The organism is Paracraurococcus ruber, from assembly GCF_004353985.1.
GTDB classification, from domain to species: domain Bacteria; phylum Pseudomonadota; class Alphaproteobacteria; order Acetobacterales; family Acetobacteraceae; genus Paracraurococcus; species Paracraurococcus ruber.
Genome location: NZ_SMOA01000017.1, coordinates 22,214 through 37,937, shown reverse-complemented (window position 1 = coordinate 37,937; position 15,724 = coordinate 22,214). Strand labels below are relative to the sequence as shown.

The following is a 15,724-nucleotide window of genomic DNA, read 5'->3' as shown; positions in this document are numbered from 1 at the left end:
GCGTTCCGGCACCGCCGCCGCCGGGTGCTCAGCCGGCGCGCTTCGCCTCGATCGCGTCCCAGATCGCCCGTTCGAGGTGCACGCCGTCGAAGCGCGCCACCTCCTGCAGGCCGGTGGGGGAGGTGACGTTGATCTCGGTGAGATACCCGCCGATGACGTCGATGCCGACGAAGATCATGCCGCGGCGGCGCAGTTCCGGGCCGATGCGGGCGCAGATCTCCTTCTCGCGGTCGGTCAGCGTGGTCGGTTCCGGGCGGCCGCCGACATGCATGTTGCTGCGCGCCTCGCCCTCCGCCGGGACCCGGTTGATGGCGCCCAGGGCGATGCCATCGACCAGGATGATGCGCTTGTCGCCCTGGCGCACGTCCGGGACGTATTTCTGCACCACCAGCGGCTCGCGCGAGCGTTCGGTGAACATCTCCACCAGGGAGTTCAGGTTGGAGTCGTTCGGCTTCAGGTGGAACACGCCGGCGCCGCCATTGCCGAACAGCGGCTTGATGATGATGTCGCCGTGCTTCTCCCGGAACTTCATGATCTGGCCGCGATCGGCGGTGACCAGCGTCTCCGGCATCAGGTCGGGGAAATGCGTGACGAAGAGCTTCTCCGGCGCGTTGCGGACGCTGGCCGGGTCGTTCACCACCAGCGTCTTGGGGTGGATGTGCTCGAGGATATGGGTGGCCGTGATGTAGGCCATGTCGAAGGGCGGGTCCTGGCGCATCAGCACCACGTCCATGGTCGAGAGGTCGATCTCCTCCCGCGCACCGAAGGACCAGTGCGCGCCCTTCTTCCGCTCCACCGTGACGGGTTCGCCCAGCGCCGTCACCCGCCCGCCCTGCAGCGCCAGGTTGCGCACGTGGTAGTGCCACAGGCTGTGGCCGCGCGCCTGGCCTTCCAGCATCAGGGCGAAGGTGCTGTCGGCATCGATGTTGATGCTCTCGATCGGGTCCATCTGGACCGCGACGCGCAGGGCCATGGCGTGTGTCTCCCCCGGGGGCCGGGATGCAGGGTGTCTCGGCCGCCTGCTTGGCAGAGAGGACGTCCGGGCGGAAGGGGGCGCCTCGGTCCCCCCGGCTGCGGCGGCCCCGCCCGGCGGCCGGCCCGTGATAGGCTGCCCGCGGCCGGCAGGGCCCGGGAGTCGAAGGGCTGGACCAGATCGCGGCGGTGGCGCTGGGCGCGGCGCTGGGCGGCTTCGTGCAGGGGCCTGTCGTGCTTCGCCTTCGGCCTGGTCGCCATGGCGGTCTGGGCCTGGGTGCTGGACCCCCGGCTGGCGGCGCCGCTGGTGGTGCTCGGCTCGCTGCTCGGCCAGGCGCTCGCCCTCGGCGTCATCCGGCAGGGCTTCTCCTGGCGCAACGTGCTGCCCCTGGTCGCCGGCGGGGTGCTGGGCCTGCCGCCGGGCATCCTGCTGCTGCGCTGGCTGGACCCGGCCGGCTTCCGCCTTGCGCTCGGCCTGCTGCTGCTGGCCTGGTGCCCGGCCATGCTGCTGGCGCGCCGCCTGCCGCGGGTGACGCGCGGCGGCGCCCTGGCCGATGCCGCGGCAGGGTGGGTGGGCGGCGTCATGGGTGGCCTGGGCGGGCTGAGCGGGCCTGCCCCCACCCTCTGGACCACGCTGCGCGGCCTGCCGCGGGATGCGCAGCGATCCGCCCTGCAGGCGTTCAACACCGCCATGCATCTGCTGGCCCTGGCCGGCTATGCCGCGACCGGCACGCTGTCGGCCGAGGCGGCCGGGCTGTTCCTGGTGGTGGCGCCGGCCATGCTGGTGCCGGCGCTGCTCGGCGCCCGGCTCTACCGCCGGCTGGACGATGCCGCCTTCCGCCGGGTGGTGCTGTGGCTGCTGGCGGCCAGCGGCGCCGTGCTGGTCGCGACCGCGCTGTGATCCCCGGCCGCGCGGATGCCCCGGCGGCCGGCGCGGTTCAGTTCAGCCGGTGGCGCAATTCCTCGATCACCGAGCGGATGCGGCGCGCCGCCTCGCCCTCCGGCTCGATCTCCAGCGACTTGTCGAGGCAGCCGAGCGCGGCGCCGATGCGGTCCAGCCGCTGGTTCATCAGCCCGGCTTCCCGCCACAGCAGCGCCTGGTCGGGGGCGAGGCGCAGCATGTCCTCCGTGCAGGCCAATGCGCCGGAGAGGTCGCCCGCGCGCAGCCGCCGCAGCTTGATGTTGTTCTGCAGCCGCAGCAGCACCGCCCGCTTGTCCATCAGCCGCAGCAGGCCCGGGCGCAATTCGGCCTTCTCGCCCTCGATCCGCTTCAGCAGGGCGCGCAGCTCCGGCGCCGCCAGGCCGTCGCCGCCGGCATAGACATCGACCAGCGCCTGGCCGCGGCCGCCTTCGACCGCCAGCAGGAAATGCCCGGGGAAGTCGATGCCATGCGCCGTCCAGCCCGCCGCTTCGGCCGCGTGCAGCCAGAGGATGCCGAGCGCAACCGGCAGGCCCCGTCGCCGCTCCGCCACCCGGATCAGGTTGGCATTGGCCAGGTCGTCATAGGTCTCGGTGTCGCCGGCGAAGCCGAAGCGGCCATGGATGACCTGCGCCAGCACCTCCCGCCGCCCCTCGGCATCGCCGGCGTCGGCGGTGGGGTTGGCGGTGGCGGCGGCCACGGCCGCCTGCGCCAGCTCGGACAGGGTGCCGGCGGCGGCGCGCCAATCCGCCTCCGGCGCATCGATCCGGGCGAATTGCAGCGCGACGGCGGCAAGCTCGATCTCGGCGTCGGGAAGCTGGCCGGCGGCGTCGAGGGCGGCGCGTGCCTCTTCCTGCGGGGTGGTTGGCATCGGGCGAATGTCGTCCCGGCGCCCGCCGGCTGCAAGCCGCTATCCCTGCGGCGCGGCCGGCACCATGCGGCCGATGCGGCGGCCGCCGAAGATATGGACGTGGAAATGCGGCACTTCCTGGCCGCCATCGGCGCCCATGTTGGACAGGATGCGGTAGCCATGCGCTTCCAGCCCCTGGTCCTTCGCCACGGCCGAGACCAGGCGCCAGAACCCGGCGATGGCGGCGTCATCGGCGCCGGCATGGAAATCCGCGGCGCTGACCCAGCGCCCCTTCGGGATCACCAGCACATGCACCGGCGCCTGCGGCGCGATGTCGTGGAAGGCGAGGGCGTGCTCCGTCTCCACCACCTTCTTGCAGGGGATCTCGCCGCGGAGGATGCGGGCGAAGATGTTGGCATCGTCATAGGGCGGCAGGCCGGTGACGGACATGGCGGCGGGTCCCCTCGCTTGGTCGCTTGCGCCCGAACGCCACAATGCCGGCAGCGGGTCAAGGCCGCGACGGGCGGGGCGGCGCCCCTGCCGCGACGACCCGAGGGGTCCAGGGGCCCTCCGGCGCTTGGCCGGAGGGGGTCGTGGAGGGCGGAGCCTTCCTCGACGCCACCTGCGTCAGGGCAGCTTCGTCGTCCGCGCCGCCCGCACGATGCCCTTCGGCCGCGCCGCCTTCTCGGCGATGCCGCTGATCCCTTCCCGCCGGCGCAACTCCGTCCAGACCTCCTCCGGCCGGATGCCGGCATCCACCCAGACCACCATGAGGTGATAGAGCAGGTCGGCGCTCTCCAGGATCGTCTCGGCGCGGTGGCCCTGCGTCGCCTCGATCACGCATTCCACCGCTTCCTCGCCCAGCTTCTGGGCGACCTTGGCGGTGCCGCGCGCCATCAGCCGGGCGGAATGGGAATGCGCGACATCGCCGGCGACGCGGCGCGCCTCCACCGTCTCCCACAGCCGGTCCAGCACGGTGGCATCGGCGGCGTCGGTCGGGACCGAGAGCGGCCGCAGATGGCGCGATTCCGCCTTCAGCACCGATTTCGGCGGCTTCTTCGCCTTGGCCGGCACGCCCGCCGGCAGCGGCAGCCCGGCCGCCTTCTTCGCCGGCTTCTTCTTGGGCTTCGCGGCCAGCTTCCCCATCAGGCGGCCTCCGCCAGGGGCCGCACCGGCAATCCCGCCGCGTCCAGCGCCGCCTTGGCGTCGGCGATGCGGAATTCGCCGTAATGGAACACGCTGGCGGCCAGCAGGCCGCTGGCGCCGGCCCGCGCGCCCTCGACGAAATGCCCGACGGTGCCGACCCCGCCGGAGGCGACGATGGGCAGCCGCACCCGCGCCCGGATCGCCCGCAGCAGGTCGAGGTCGAAGCCGGACTTGGTGCCGTCCCGGTCCATGGAGGTGACCAGCAATTCGCCCGCGCCGACCTCGGCCATCCGCTCCGCCCAGCCGACCGCATCGATGCCGGTGCCCTTTCGGCCGCCATGGGTGAAGACCTCCCACCGGCCGGGCGCGACCTGGCGGGCATCCACCGCGACGACGATCGCCTGGCTGCCGAAGGCCTCCGCCGCGCGGGTGACCAGCGCCGGGTCGGCGACGGCGGCGCTGTTGATGCTGGCCTTGTCGGCGCCGGCCAGCAGCAGGCGGCGCACATCCTCCACGCTGCGGACGCCGCCGCCGACGGTCAGCGGGATGAACACCTCGGCCGCGGTGCGGGAGACGACGTCGTACATCGTGTCCCGGTTCTCATGCGTCGCGCCGATATCGAGGAAGGTGACCTCGTCCGCGCCTTCGCGGCTGTAGGTCCGGGCCTGCTCCACCGGGTCCCCGGCATCGCGCAGCGCGACGAAGTTCACGCCCTTCACCACGCGGCCATCCTTCACGTCGAGGCAGGGAATGACGCGGAGTGCGAGCACGCGGGAACCTCGGCGACGATCGGGCGGGCCTGTGCGCTTGCGTCCGATTGCGCCGGGGGTCAAGCGGTCATTTGCCGGCCCAGGCGCCGCATGATCACGCGGCGTGTGATGTGGAATACCAAATTTCCCCATTACAGGACGTTTTATCCTTGACCCACCACGAGACACGGGCGCAGATACCCTTGCGCCGGCGCATCCCGTGCCGGCCCCGCGGGATTTGACCCATGCAGCTTGCACCGCGTCACCAAGAGCTAAAGCGCCGCACGCATCTTCGGCGCGACGCCTGCCGCCGGATGCCCTGTCGGCGCTGAGCGCCGCCCCAGCCTTCCCCACCCGATCCTGACCGGCGCGCATCCGGCGCGCCCGGAGACCGCACGCATGTCCACCTCCCTCGCGGCGCCGCGCCGCGCGCTGCTGGCGCTCGCCGCCGGCGCGCCCTTCCTGCGCCCGGCGCATGCCCAGCCGCGCGCCTTCCGCATCGGCTTCCAGAAATCCGGCCCGCTGCTGGCCGCGAAGCAGAACCGCGACTTCGAGCGCGCCCTGAACCCGCTCGGCATCGAGGTGTCCTGGGTGGAGTTCACCTATGGCCCGCCGCTGCTCGAGGCGCTGAATGTCGGCAGCATCGATTTCGGCGCGACCGGCGATGCGCCGCCGATCTTCGCCCAGGCGGCGCGGGCGAAGATCCTCTATGTCGCGGCGACGCCCAGCCGCGGCGCCAGCCAGGCCATCCTGGTGCCGCAGGACAGCCCGCTGCAGGCCGTGGCGGAGCTGAAGGGCAAGCGGCTCGCCTATGCCCGCGGCTCCTCCGCCCACAGCCTGGCGGTCGGCGCGGTGGAGCAGGCCGGGCTGGCCTGGCGCGACATCCAGCCGGTGGAACTGCCGCCGGCCGATGCCGGCGCCGCCTTCGCCCGCGGCAATGTCGATGCCTGGAGCATCTGGGACCCCTTCTACGCGCTGGCGGAGCTGCAACGGGGCGCCCGGGTGCTGGTCGCCGGCGATGCGGTGGAGCCGCAGAGCAGCTTCTTCCTGGCCAGCCGCCCCTTCACCGAGGCGAATCCGCGCCTGGTCGCCCAGGCCGTCGAGATCCTGGCCGGCGTCGGCCGCTGGTCCGCCGCCCACCCCGCGGATGTGGCGCGCCTGGCCAGCGAGGCCACCGGTTTGCCGGTGGAGGCCACGCGCCGCGCGACCAACCGCACCGCCTTCGACGTGGTGCCGCTGAGCGACGCCATCGTCGCGCAGCAGCAGCGCGTGGCGGACCGCTTCCATCGCCTCGGCCTCGTCCCGCGCGCCGTCGCGGTGCGCGACATCGTCTGGCACGCCCCGGCGGCCTGAAGGACCCGATGATGAGTACCGACTCCCCGCTCGACCTCTTCTGGTTCGTCCCGACCTCCGGCGACGGGCGCTACATCGGCACCCGGCAGGGCGCCCGGCCGCAGGATTTCGGCTACCTGCGCGACGTGGCGATGGCGGCCGACCGGCTGGGCTTCGGCGGCGTGCTGATGCCCACCGGCAACCAGTGCGAGGATCCCTGGATCACCGGCGCGGCCATCGCGCCCTTCACCCGGCGGCTGAAATTCCTGCTGGCCCTGCGCCCCGGCGTGCAGACGCCGGCGCAATGGGCGCGCCAGGCCGCCGCCTTCGACCGCATCACCGATGGCCGGCTGCTGATGAACGTGGTCACCGGCGGCAACCCGCAGGAGCTGGCGGGCGACGGCATCTTTCTGGGCCACGCCGAGCGCTACGCGCAGACCGAGGAGTTCCTGACGATCTTCCGCGGCCTGTTCACCGAGCAGGGGATCGACTTCGAGGGGCGCTACCTCGCCGCGCATGGCGGGAAGAACCATTTCCCGCCGGTGCAGCGGCCGCATCCGCCGCTCTGGTTCGGCGGCTCCTCCGAAGCCGGGATCGAGGTCGCGGCGAAGCATGTCGACACCTACCTGACCTGGGGCGAGCCCCCGGCGCAGGTGGCGGCGAAGCTCGCCGCGGTGCGCGCCCGCGCCGCGGCGCAGGGCCGGCAGGTGAATTTCGGCCTGCGCATCCACCTGATCGTGCGGGAGACGGACGAGGAGGCCTGGGCGGCCGCGGCGCGGCTGATCTCGCATCTCGACGACGCCACCATCGCCGCGGTGGCGGCGAAGCGCGCGGCGGAGAGCGACAGCGTCGGCCAGCGCCTGCAGTCCGAGCTGCATGGCGGCAGGCGGGACAGGCTGGAGGTCGCGCCAAATCTCTGGGCCGGCATCGGCCTGGTGCGGGCCGGCGTCGGCACCGCCCTGGTCGGCAGCCCGCAGACCGTGGCGGCGCGGCTGCGCGACTACCAGGCGCTCGGCATCTCCACCGTCATCGCCTCCGGCTATCCGCATCTCGAGGAAGCCTACACCGTGGCGGAGCTGCTCTTCCCGCAGCTCGGCATCGGCCGGGCGGCGGAACCGGCGGTCGCGGCGCGCGACTTCCTCCCGGCCTTCGGCACCGGGGTGCTGGCGGCATGAGCGAGGCGATCCTTTCGACCCGCGAGGCAGCGCCCCGCCCCGCCCTGTCCTGGCGCGGCCCGGCGCGCGCCGCGCTGCCCTGGCTGCTGCCGGCGCTGCTGCTGCTGGCTTGGCAGGCCGGCAGCATGGCGGGCTGGATCGCCGAGGAGGTGCTGCCGGCCCCCTCCGCCGTGGTCGCGGCCGGCTGGACCCTGGCGCAGTCCGGCGCCCTGGCGGAGAACATCCGCGTCAGCGCCTGGCGCGCGCTGACCGGCTTCGCCATCGGCGGCGGCCTCGGCCTCGCCCTCGGCTTCCTCACCGGCCTGTCGCGCCTGGGGGAGAGGCTGCTGGATTCCAGCGTGCAGATGCTGCGCAACATCCCGCATCTGGCGCTGATCCCGCTGGTGATCCTGTGGTTTGGCATCGACGAGGCGGCGAAGCTCTTCCTCGTCGCGCTCGGCAGCTTCTTCCCGGTCTATGTCAACACCATGCATGGCGTGCGTTCGGTCGATCCGCAGCTGATGGAGATGGGCCGGGCCTATGGCATGGACGGGCCGACGCTGTTCCGCCGCGTGGTGCTGCCGGGGGCGCTGCCCTCGGTCTTCGTCGGCATCCGCTACGCGCTCGGCATCATGTGGCTGACGCTGATCGTGGCGGAGACGATCGCGGCGAATTCCGGCATCGGCTACATGGCCATGCATGCGCGGGAGTTCATGCTGACCGACATCGTGGTCTTCTCGATCCTGGTCTATGCGCTGCTGGGCAAGCTGGCGGACAGCGTGGCGCGGCTGCTGGAGCGGCTCTGCCTGTCCTGGAACCCGGCCTACAGGGGGGCGTGACGATGGACGGCATGCTGGCCGGCGCGCGCGCCGGCGTCGCGGTGCGGCTGCGCGGGGTCGCCAAGGATTTCGGCGGGCCCGCGGTGCTGCAGGGGCTCGACCTCGACATCCCGGCCGGGCAATTCCTCGCCATCGTCGGCCGCAGCGGCTGCGGCAAGTCCACCCTGCTGCGGCTGGTCGCGGGGCTGGAGGCGCCGGGCGGCGGCACCCTGACCATCGGCGGCCCGGGCGAGGACGCGCCGCCCGCCGACGCGGTGCGGCTGATGTTCCAGGAACCCCGCCTGCTGCCCTGGGCCAGCATCCAGGAGAATGTGGAGGTCGGGCTGGCGCGCGGGACGCCGCCGGCGCTGCGGCAGGTCCGGGCGCGCGCGACGCTGGCCGAGGTGGGGCTGGCCGATCGCGCCGCGGAATGGCCGTCCGTGCTGTCGGGCGGGCAGAAGCAGCGCGTGGCGCTGGCCCGCGCCCTGGTCAGCCGGCCGCGCCTGCTGGCGCTGGACGAGCCGCTGGGCGCGCTGGACGCGCTGACGCGGATCGAGATGCAGGCGCTGGTCGAGCAGGTCTGGCGCGCCGAGGGCTTCACCGCCGTCCTGGTCACGCATGACGTGGCGGAGGCGGTGGCGCTGGCCGACCGCGTGGTGGTGCTGGACCGCGGGCGGGTGGCGCTGGACCTGCCGATCGATGTGCCGCGGCCGCGCCGCCACGGCGACCCGGCGCTGGCGGCGACCGAGGCGCGCATCCTGGACCGGCTGCTGGCCGACGGGCGGTAGGGTGTGCCGCGCGGCGGCCGGGCTGCCGGCGCCGCGCGGCCGCTGCCTCAGCGCTTGACCAGCGCCAGCGCCGCCGCCGGGTCGACGCGGCCGTCATACAGCGCCCGGCCGATGATCACGCCCTCGATCCCCTCCGACGTCACGCCCGACAGCGCCGCGAGGTCGTTGAGCGAGGCGACGCCGCCCGAGGCGATGACCGGCAGGCGCACCGCCCGCGCCAGGGCCAGGGTCGCTTCCAAGTTCACCCCGCCCAGCATGCCGTCGCGGTCGATATCGGTGTAGATGATGGCGGCCGCCCCGGCATCCTCGAACCGCTTGGCGAGGTCGGCGGCCTGCACCGCGCTCACCTCCGCCCAGCCCTCGGTGGCGACGAAGCCGCCCCGGGCATCGATGCCCACCGCCACACGCCCGGGATAGGCGCGGCAGGCGGCGAGGGCGAAATCGGGGTCCTTCACCGCGGCGGAGCCGAGGATGACGCGCTTCACCCCGCGGTCCAGCCAGGCTTCCACCGTGCCCATGGTGCGGATGCCGCCGCCCAGCTGCACCGGCACGCCGGGCACCGCGGCCAGGATGGTCTCCACCGCCGCGGCATTGGCCGGGCGCCCGGCGAAGGCGCCGTCCAGGTCCACCACATGGATCCAGCGGAAGCCCAGCGCGGCGAAGCGCCGCGCCTGCGCCCCGGGTTCCGAGGAATAGACGGTGGCCTTCGACATGTCGCCGCGCTTCAGGCGGACCACCTGCCCGCCCTTGAGGTCGATGGCGGGGTAGAGCGTCAATGCCATGCGGCGCAGTATCCCGATTCCGAAATTCATCGCCCGGAGCGGCGCCCTTCGGATCGCGCCACGCGGCTTTGTGCCCGCCGGCCTGCCGGTTCGCGCCGCCCGCCGCGCGGGGCGGCGGGGACGCGGGCAGGATACCGGGCCCGGTTGCTTCCCGGCCGCGGCACGGCGCCCGGGGCCGGGTGCCGCTGGTTGCCCTAGCGGCCCATCACCTGCCCGGTGCGCCGGCCGCGGCCGGGCTCGAGCAGCTTGTAGTAGTAGTGGCCGGCGACCGTGCGGCCATTCACCCGGGCATAAGCCGGGTGGGTTCCCCAGCGCTCATAGCCCAGCGTCTCGAACAGGGCGATGGCGGTGGACTGGGTCTCCCGCACGTCGAGGTTCACGACCCGGTGGCCGAGCGCCGCCGCCCGCTCCTCCACCCGGCGGATCATCAGCCGCGCCAGGCCATGGCCGCGGGCATAGGGGGCGATGTAGGCATGGGTGAGGGTGGCGCCGAAGGCCTGCGCCTCGTTGTTCCTCGGCGGCCGGACCAGCTGGGCGCTGCCCACCACCATGCCGTCCAGCCGGGCGACGAACAGCTCCCGTTCCGGCACCAGCATCACGCCGCGGAAATGGCGCTGCAGCGCGGCGCGGCCCTGCGGCTCCACCCAGCCGAAGCCGCCGCCCTCGATGATGGCGGCGTCCGTCGCCTCGCAGAGCTCGGCCATGTCGTGGTCGTCGAGCTCGGTCGCCCGCTCGACCATCAGCTCGGGCCGCCGGACGGGTCCCGGCGCGCTCACGGCGCCCACCGGAGGAAGTTAGCCAGGATGCGCAGGCCCACCGCGGCACTCTTCTCCACATGGAATTGCGTGCCGGCGATATTGCCGCGTCCGACGATGGCGACGACGGGGCCGCCATAGTCGGTGGTCGCCAGGACCTCGGCCGGCTTGTAGCCGGTCAGCGCATAGGAATGCACGAAATACGCGTGGTCGCCGGGCCGAATTCCCGTGAGGAGGGCATGCCCGCCGGCGGCGGGGTCCAGCGTGTTCCAGCCCATCTGCGGCAGGGGCAGCGGGGCGCCGTCCGGCCCGCGCGGGGCCATCGGCGCGATCTCCCCGCCGATCCAGCCGAGGCCGGGGGTCGCCCCGTGCTCCAGCCCGCGCTCCGCCATGATCTGCATGCCGACGCAGATCCCCAGCAGCGGGGTGCCGGCGGCGATGCGCGCCTCCAGCGTCCCGATCATGTCGGGCAGGGCGGCAAGGCCGCGCATGCAGGCGGCGAAGGCGCCCTGGCCGGGCAGGACGATGCGGTCGGCCGCGGCGACCGCCGCCGCGTCGCGGGTGACCGCGGCGGCGATGGGGATGCCGGCATCCGCCGCGGCACGGTCCAGCGCCCGCAGGACCGAGGCGAGGTTGCCCGATCCGGGGTCCACCACCGCGATGCGCTGCGTCATGCCAGCACCGTGCGGGCCAGGTCCGGCCTTGCCTCCAGCAGGCGGGCCAGCGCCAGGTCCTCGTCCGGCGCGGCCACCACATGCGCGGCGGGCCGGCCGCGGCGGGTCAGCGCGGCGCGGCGCAGGTCCTGCGCCTGGGCGCCGAGGAGGAATTGCAGGGCGACCGCCACGGGCAGCGCCGCGTCGCGCGGCACGAAGGCCGCCAGCAGCAGGATCAGCCCGAGATAGCCGATCGCTTCCAGCCAGAGCCGGTGCCAGAGCAGCCAGGGCAGGGCGAGGAGGCAGGCCGCCCAGGAGAAGCCTTCCCGGACCAGCACCGGCGGCTTCCCCATCCGCGTCGCCCCCCCGGCAAGGCGCGGCAGGTGGACGGTCCAGATGCGCATCAGGCCTCGAGGACCCCCTTGGTCGATGGCACCGAATCGGGCGCGCGCGGGTCGGTCTCCACCGCCATCCGCAGCGCCCGGGCCAGTGCCTTGAAGCAGGCCTCAGCGACATGGTGCGCGTTGGTCCCGGCCTTCAAGGTGACATGCAGGGTGATGCCGGCGTTGAAGGCGAAGGCGCGGAAGAATTCCTCGAACAGTTCCGTGTCCATCTCCCCCACCTTGTCGCGGGCGAAGGGGACCGACCAGCCGAGGAAGGGGCGGCCGGAGATGTCGATCGCGGCCTCGGCCAGCGCCTCGTCCATCGGGATCAGGGCCTGGCCGTAGCGGCGGATGCCGCGCTTGTCGCCCAGCGCCTGCCGCAGGCACTGGCCGAGGACGATGCCGACATCCTCGGTCGTGTGGTGGAAGTCGATATGCAGGTCGCCCTTGGCCTCCACCGCCAGGTCGAACAGGGCATGCCGGCCGAGCGCGGTGAGCATGTGGTCGAGGAAGCCGATGCCGGTCGCGACCTGCACCTTACCGGTGCCGTCCAGGGCCAGGGTGGCGCGGATATCGGTCTCGGCGGTCTGGCGCGCGATGCTGGCGGTGCGGGCGGCGGTCATGCGGCGCATGTAGACCCCTGGCCGGGGCTTGGCGAGGGCGGCGGCCCCCGCTCGGGCTCCTACCGGGGGCCCCGCCGAGCCCCCGGCCTGTGCTGACGGCCGGTGGTCGCGACCGATCGACGGCCCCCCGATCGCCGGGCGCATTGCGCCGCAGACCTTGGCTGCGCGGCATGAGCCGCGGCGCCCGTCCTGGCGCTCGGCCTGAAGGGAAGGGTCATGCCGCTGGTATCAGGCGGCGCGCCGCGCGTCGCCGGCGAAGGCCAGCCGCACCCGCAGGCCGCCTTCCCGGACCAGGCTGACCTCCAGCACCCTGGCGCCGGGCCGGGCGGGCTCGCCATCCAGGGTCAGCGTCACCGGCTGGCCGACCCGCGGGGCCGGGCTGCCGGGCGGCAGCAGCAGGGCCGCGCCGCCGGCCGAGACATCGATCAGTTCGCCGCTGGCCGGGCCGCCATCCAGGCCGCCCAGCATGGCGCGCCGCCCCTGGCCGGGCCGGCGCGGCTCGCCCCGCCGCTCCGCTTCCGGCGTCGCCGTGCGGATGATGCGGACGATGCTGGCCTGCAGCGTCGCCGTCGCCTCGGCGGTGCCGGCCGCGGCGCCGCGGACCGCATCGGCCCGCGTGCCGGCGCCGCCGATGGCAGCCGCCACCTCGCCCGCCCGTTCCGAAACCTCCCGCGCCGCGGCGGTGGTGCGCGCCACGGTCTCGGCGATCTCGGCGGTCGCCTTGGCCTGCTGGTCGATCACCGCGGTGATGGTCGCGGCGGCGCTGTCCGTTTCCTGGATCGCGGCGGCGATCTCGGCCACCGCGGCGACCGCGCCGGAAGTCGCGCTGCCGATCCCGGACACCTGGCGGGCGATCTCCTCGGTCGCGCGCGCGGTCTGGCTGGCCAGCGCCTTCACCTCGCTCGCCACCACCGCGAAGCCCTTGCCGGCCTCGCCGGCCCGCGCCGCCTCGATGGTCGCGTTCAGCGCGAGAAGATTGGTGCGGCCGGCGATGTCGCTGATCAGCCGCACCACGTCGCCGATCCGCGACGCCGCCTCGGCCAGGCCGGCGATGGTGGCCTGGCTGGTTTCGGTCCGGTCCACCGCCCGGCGGGCCGCGGCCGTCGCGCCTTCCACCTGGCCGGCGACGGCACGGATGCTGGCAGCCAGTTCCTCGGTTGCCGCGGCGCCGCATTCGCCATCCGCCAGCACCCTGGCCGCGGTCGCTTCCATCGCCACGGCGGTGCCGGCGACCTCGGCCGCCATCGCCGCCAGCGCGGCGGCGTCGCCCGACATGGCCTGGCTGCGGATCTCGATGGCGGAGACCGCCTCGCGCGCGGCCGCCTCCACCTGCTCGGCCATCGCCTGGACCACGTTGCGCTTCTCGGCCTCGGCCGCCGCGCGCTCCTCGGTCTGCGACGCCTCCAGCCGGGCCTTGGCCAGCAGCCCGTCCTGCAGAACGCGGATGGCGCCCGCGAGCCGGCCGACCTCGTCCCGCCGCGCCGCGCCCGGTAGCGTGACCGCGAGGTCGCCCTGCGCCAGGCGGGCCGTCGCCGCTTCCAGCCGGGCGAGCGGCCGGGTGACGCGCGCGACGACGATCCAGGCCGCCAGGCCGGCGAGCGCGAGACTGGCCAGCAGCACGCCGGCGGCGGCCGCAAGGTCGGTCCGGCGTGCCGCGATGGCGGCGGCGGCATGCGCCTCGCTCGCCTGGCCGGCCGCGGTCATGACCGCCAGCAGCGTGCCCAGCTGGTCGGTGGTGGTGGCGACGAAATCGGCCGGCGCCATCGGGTAGCGGCCGGCCTCCGCCCCCGCCGCGACCATGCGGTCGGCGAGGCCGCGGAAGCCCTCGAAATACTCGCGCCTTGCGGTGGCCATGGCGGCGCGCAGGCCGGCATCGGTGGCCGGGTCGGCCTCCGGCGCCAAGTTCTGCAGCTGGGACCAGAGCAGGTCCACCCGGCCGCGGATGGCGGCATTGGCGGCCAGCCGGTCGGCCGCCACCGGCTGCCGCGCCGACATGGCGGAGGCGATGTTCGACCGCTCGAACCCCGCGGTGTCGCGCAGCCGCCAGCCGATCTCCTTCACCGCGGCGAGGCGGGCCAGCACCGGGTCCGACTGCGCCATGTGGTGCACCGCGGCGAACCAGACCCGCAGCGCCGCATCGACCGAGGCGGTGATGCCCGGGATGAAGTCCCGCCGCAGCGCGGCGTCCCGCGCCGCCACCGGCTGGCGCAGGGCCGCGTCGGCCTGCCGGCGCAGGTCGTCGGCGCGGGCCAGGGCGGCGTCGAGGTCGCGCAGCAGCGCCGCCTCGCCCGGGAACTGGCGGGCCGCCAGCACGGCGCGGCCGGCGAGGAAATTCGCCTGCACCGCGGCGCGCCGGCGGGCGATCTCCTGCAGCACCTCGGGCCCGGCGGGGTCGGGCGCCTGCAGGGCGTTGTTGGTGGCCAGGCGCTCCATCAGCACCTCGAACAGGCCGGCGATGAAGCGGTTGGCGCCCTCATTGGCGATGCCCGCCTCCTCGGCCGCGGCCAGCTGCCGCCAGTCCTCCGCGGCGCGCCAGCCGAGCGCGGCGGCGCCGAAGGCGGTCAGCCCGAGCAACACCGCGAGCAGCGCCGCGCGGAGGGAGAGGCCGAAGCCGGAGGATGGCGGGCTGGCAGGCGGCACGGTGCGGTCTCCGCGGGGCGATGACGGCCTGGATGCCGTACCGCGATGAGGAACGGGTTAACCAAGGCGGGGCGGCCGGGGCCGGGCGACCCGCGCCGCGCTGGCCTCGGGCGGGGGACGGGTCTGCCGGCGCGGCCTTGCCGGGGCGCTCGGCACCGGCCTGCCCGGGGCGCCAGGGCGGGCGGAGGGCGCGCGGGGGTCGCAACCGGGCCGGGCGGGATGGCAGCCCGCGGCGATCGGCGCGGAGGCGGCGCGTGCGCGAGAGCGGCGCGCCGGAGGCTGCGGGACAGCCCGGCGCCATGCTCGATCGGGTGGAGCAGGGGGAGGGGGTGGTGATCACCCGGGATTGACGGGCGGTGGCCCGGCTGGTGCCGGGGGTGCCGAAGCAGGACGTTGCGACGGCGGCTGAGGCGCGGCGCCTGCGGGGCGGGGTGACGCCGGGGCCCGGCCTGACCATCCGCGACCTGATCAACGGCGGGCGGCGGGCGCCCGGGGCATGACGCTGCCGGGCCGGGCCGCAATAGCCCATTCGGGCCATCCCGTTGCCCGCGGGGGCGGCAAGGCCCACATCCGCCGCCATGTCTTCCCATTCCTCCCCCGGCCAGCCGGATTTCGCCGGCTGGCACGGCACCACCATCCTCTCGGTCCGCAAGGGCGGCACCGTGGCCATGGCCGGCGACGGCCAGGTCTCGCTCGGCCAGACCGTGGTGAAGGGCAATGCCCGGAAGGTCCGGCGCATCGCCAATGGCCGGGTCCTGGCCGGCTTCGCCGGCGCCACCGCCGATGCCTTCACCCTGCTGGAACGGCTGGAAGCCAAGCTCGAACGCTTCCCGGACCAGCTGGAGCGCGCCTGCGTCGAACTGGCCAAGGACTGGCGGTCCGACCGCTACCTGCGCCGGCTGGAGGCGCTGCTGTCGGTCGCCGATGCCCGGCGGTCCCTGCTGCTGACCGGCCAGGGCGACGTGCTGGAGCCGGAGGATGCCGTCATCGGCATCGGCTCGGGCGGGAATTTCGCCCTGGCCGCGGCCCGCGCCCTGCTGCCGGTCGAGGGCCTGTCGGCCGAGGAGATCTGCCGCCGCGCCATGGCCATCGCCGGCGACATCTGCGTCTACACCAACGGCAACATCGTGCTCGAAACCCTGGAAGCCGCCTGAGATGCC

18 protein-coding genes are annotated in these 15,724 nt (G+C 74.3%); 7 read left to right on the top strand and 11 right to left on the bottom strand.

What is annotated here, in order from left to right; all coding sequences use genetic code 11:
* Positions 1–28: 28 nt before the first annotated feature.
* Entirely contained in the window at positions 29–973 is a 945-nt protein-coding gene (gene gshB, locus E2C05_RS05995) for a glutathione synthase (protein WP_133218699.1), read from the bottom strand.
* On the opposite strand from gshB, the gene E2C05_RS35550 reads away from it, so the two are divergent.
* Complete coding sequence (locus tag E2C05_RS35550) at positions 854–1,873, top strand: sulfite exporter TauE/SafE family protein (protein ID WP_456306479.1); 1,020 nt, start codon at positions 854–856, stop codon at positions 1,871–1,873. The two genes, gshB and E2C05_RS35550, sit on opposite strands and share 120 nt — an antisense overlap.
* 37 nt (positions 1,874–1,910) lie before the next feature.
* On the opposite strand, the gene E2C05_RS05985 is transcribed toward E2C05_RS35550, so the two are convergent.
* The 4 genes from E2C05_RS05985 to hisF form a co-directional block, all read right to left on the bottom strand.
* A complete protein-coding gene (locus E2C05_RS05985; protein ID WP_133218697.1) occupies positions 1,911–2,762 on the bottom strand; it encodes a SirB1 family protein in 852 nt (283 codons plus the stop codon).
* A gap of 39 nt (positions 2,763–2,801) precedes the next feature.
* On the bottom strand, positions 2,802–3,191 hold the full coding sequence (locus tag E2C05_RS05980; RefSeq protein ID WP_133218696.1) for a histidine triad nucleotide-binding protein: 390 nt from the start codon (positions 3,189–3,191) through the stop codon (positions 2,802–2,804).
* A 177-nt stretch (positions 3,192–3,368) separates the two neighbouring features.
* Complete coding sequence (locus E2C05_RS05975) at positions 3,369–3,887, bottom strand: phosphoribosyl-ATP diphosphatase (RefSeq protein WP_133218695.1); 519 nt, start codon at positions 3,885–3,887, stop codon at positions 3,369–3,371.
* Entirely contained in the window at positions 3,887–4,657 is a 771-nt protein-coding gene (hisF, locus tag E2C05_RS05970; protein ID WP_133218694.1) for an imidazole glycerol phosphate synthase subunit HisF, read from the bottom strand. Before hisF ends, E2C05_RS05975 begins: the two co-directional genes overlap by 1 nt.
* A gap of 378 nt (positions 4,658–5,035) precedes the next feature.
* Between hisF and E2C05_RS05965 the strand changes: the two genes are divergently transcribed.
* Genes E2C05_RS05965 through E2C05_RS05950 form a run of 4 tightly spaced genes read left to right on the top strand, consistent with a single transcriptional unit; the run spans position 5,036 to position 8,728 of the window.
* Positions 5,036–5,989: an aliphatic sulfonate ABC transporter substrate-binding protein gene (locus E2C05_RS05965; RefSeq protein WP_133218693.1), complete on the top strand. Its 954-nt coding sequence runs from the start codon at positions 5,036–5,038 to the stop codon at positions 5,987–5,989.
* Between the two features lie 11 nt (positions 5,990–6,000).
* Positions 6,001–7,143: an FMNH2-dependent alkanesulfonate monooxygenase gene (gene ssuD, locus E2C05_RS05960; protein WP_200305818.1), complete on the top strand. Its 1,143-nt coding sequence runs from the start codon at positions 6,001–6,003 to the stop codon at positions 7,141–7,143.
* Positions 7,140–7,961, top strand: coding sequence for an aliphatic sulfonate ABC transporter permease SsuC (gene ssuC, locus E2C05_RS05955; RefSeq protein ID WP_133218691.1), 822 nt, complete (start codon positions 7,140–7,142; stop codon positions 7,959–7,961). The genes ssuD and ssuC overlap by 4 nt, the downstream gene beginning before the upstream one ends.
* 2 nt (positions 7,962–7,963) lie before the next feature.
* On the top strand, positions 7,964–8,728 hold the full coding sequence (locus E2C05_RS05950) for an ABC transporter ATP-binding protein (RefSeq protein ID WP_133218690.1): 765 nt from the start codon (positions 7,964–7,966) through the stop codon (positions 8,726–8,728).
* A 47-nt stretch (positions 8,729–8,775) separates the two neighbouring features.
* On the opposite strand, the gene hisA is transcribed toward E2C05_RS05950, so the two are convergent.
* The 6 genes from hisA to E2C05_RS05920 all read right to left on the bottom strand — a co-directional run bounded on the left by hisA (position 8,776) and on the right by E2C05_RS05920 (position 14,564).
* A complete protein-coding gene (gene hisA, locus E2C05_RS05945) occupies positions 8,776–9,510 on the bottom strand; it encodes a 1-(5-phosphoribosyl)-5-[(5-phosphoribosylamino)methylideneamino]imidazole-4-carboxamide isomerase (RefSeq protein ID WP_133218689.1) in 735 nt (244 codons plus the stop codon).
* A 194-nt stretch (positions 9,511–9,704) separates the two neighbouring features.
* Positions 9,705–10,250 (bottom strand): GNAT family N-acetyltransferase, encoded by a 546-nt coding sequence (locus E2C05_RS05940; protein WP_133218711.1) that lies wholly within the window; start codon positions 10,248–10,250, stop codon positions 9,705–9,707.
* A 32-nt stretch (positions 10,251–10,282) separates the two neighbouring features.
* Entirely contained in the window at positions 10,283–10,939 is a 657-nt protein-coding gene (gene hisH, locus E2C05_RS05935) for an imidazole glycerol phosphate synthase subunit HisH (RefSeq protein ID WP_133218688.1), read from the bottom strand.
* Complete coding sequence (locus E2C05_RS05930) at positions 10,936–11,322, bottom strand: DUF2628 domain-containing protein (protein ID WP_133218687.1); 387 nt, start codon at positions 11,320–11,322, stop codon at positions 10,936–10,938. The genes hisH and E2C05_RS05930 overlap by 4 nt, the downstream gene beginning before the upstream one ends.
* Entirely contained in the window at positions 11,322–11,924 is a 603-nt protein-coding gene (gene hisB / locus E2C05_RS05925) for an imidazoleglycerol-phosphate dehydratase HisB (protein WP_133218686.1), read from the bottom strand. The genes E2C05_RS05930 and hisB overlap by 1 nt, the downstream gene beginning before the upstream one ends.
* A 228-nt stretch (positions 11,925–12,152) precedes the next feature.
* Positions 12,153–14,564, bottom strand: coding sequence for a methyl-accepting chemotaxis protein (locus E2C05_RS05920; protein WP_133218685.1), 2,412 nt, complete (start codon positions 14,562–14,564; stop codon positions 12,153–12,155).
* A 356-nt stretch (positions 14,565–14,920) separates the two neighbouring features.
* On the opposite strand from E2C05_RS05920, the gene E2C05_RS32835 reads away from it, so the two are divergent.
* Positions 14,921–15,064, top strand: coding sequence for a hypothetical protein (locus tag E2C05_RS32835; protein ID WP_158291970.1), 144 nt, complete (start codon positions 14,921–14,923; stop codon positions 15,062–15,064).
* A gap of 78 nt (positions 15,065–15,142) precedes the next feature.
* Entirely contained in the window at positions 15,143–15,718 is a 576-nt protein-coding gene (hslV, locus tag E2C05_RS05915; RefSeq protein ID WP_133218684.1) for an ATP-dependent protease subunit HslV, read from the top strand.
* The last annotated feature ends 6 nt before the right edge of the window (positions 15,719–15,724 follow it).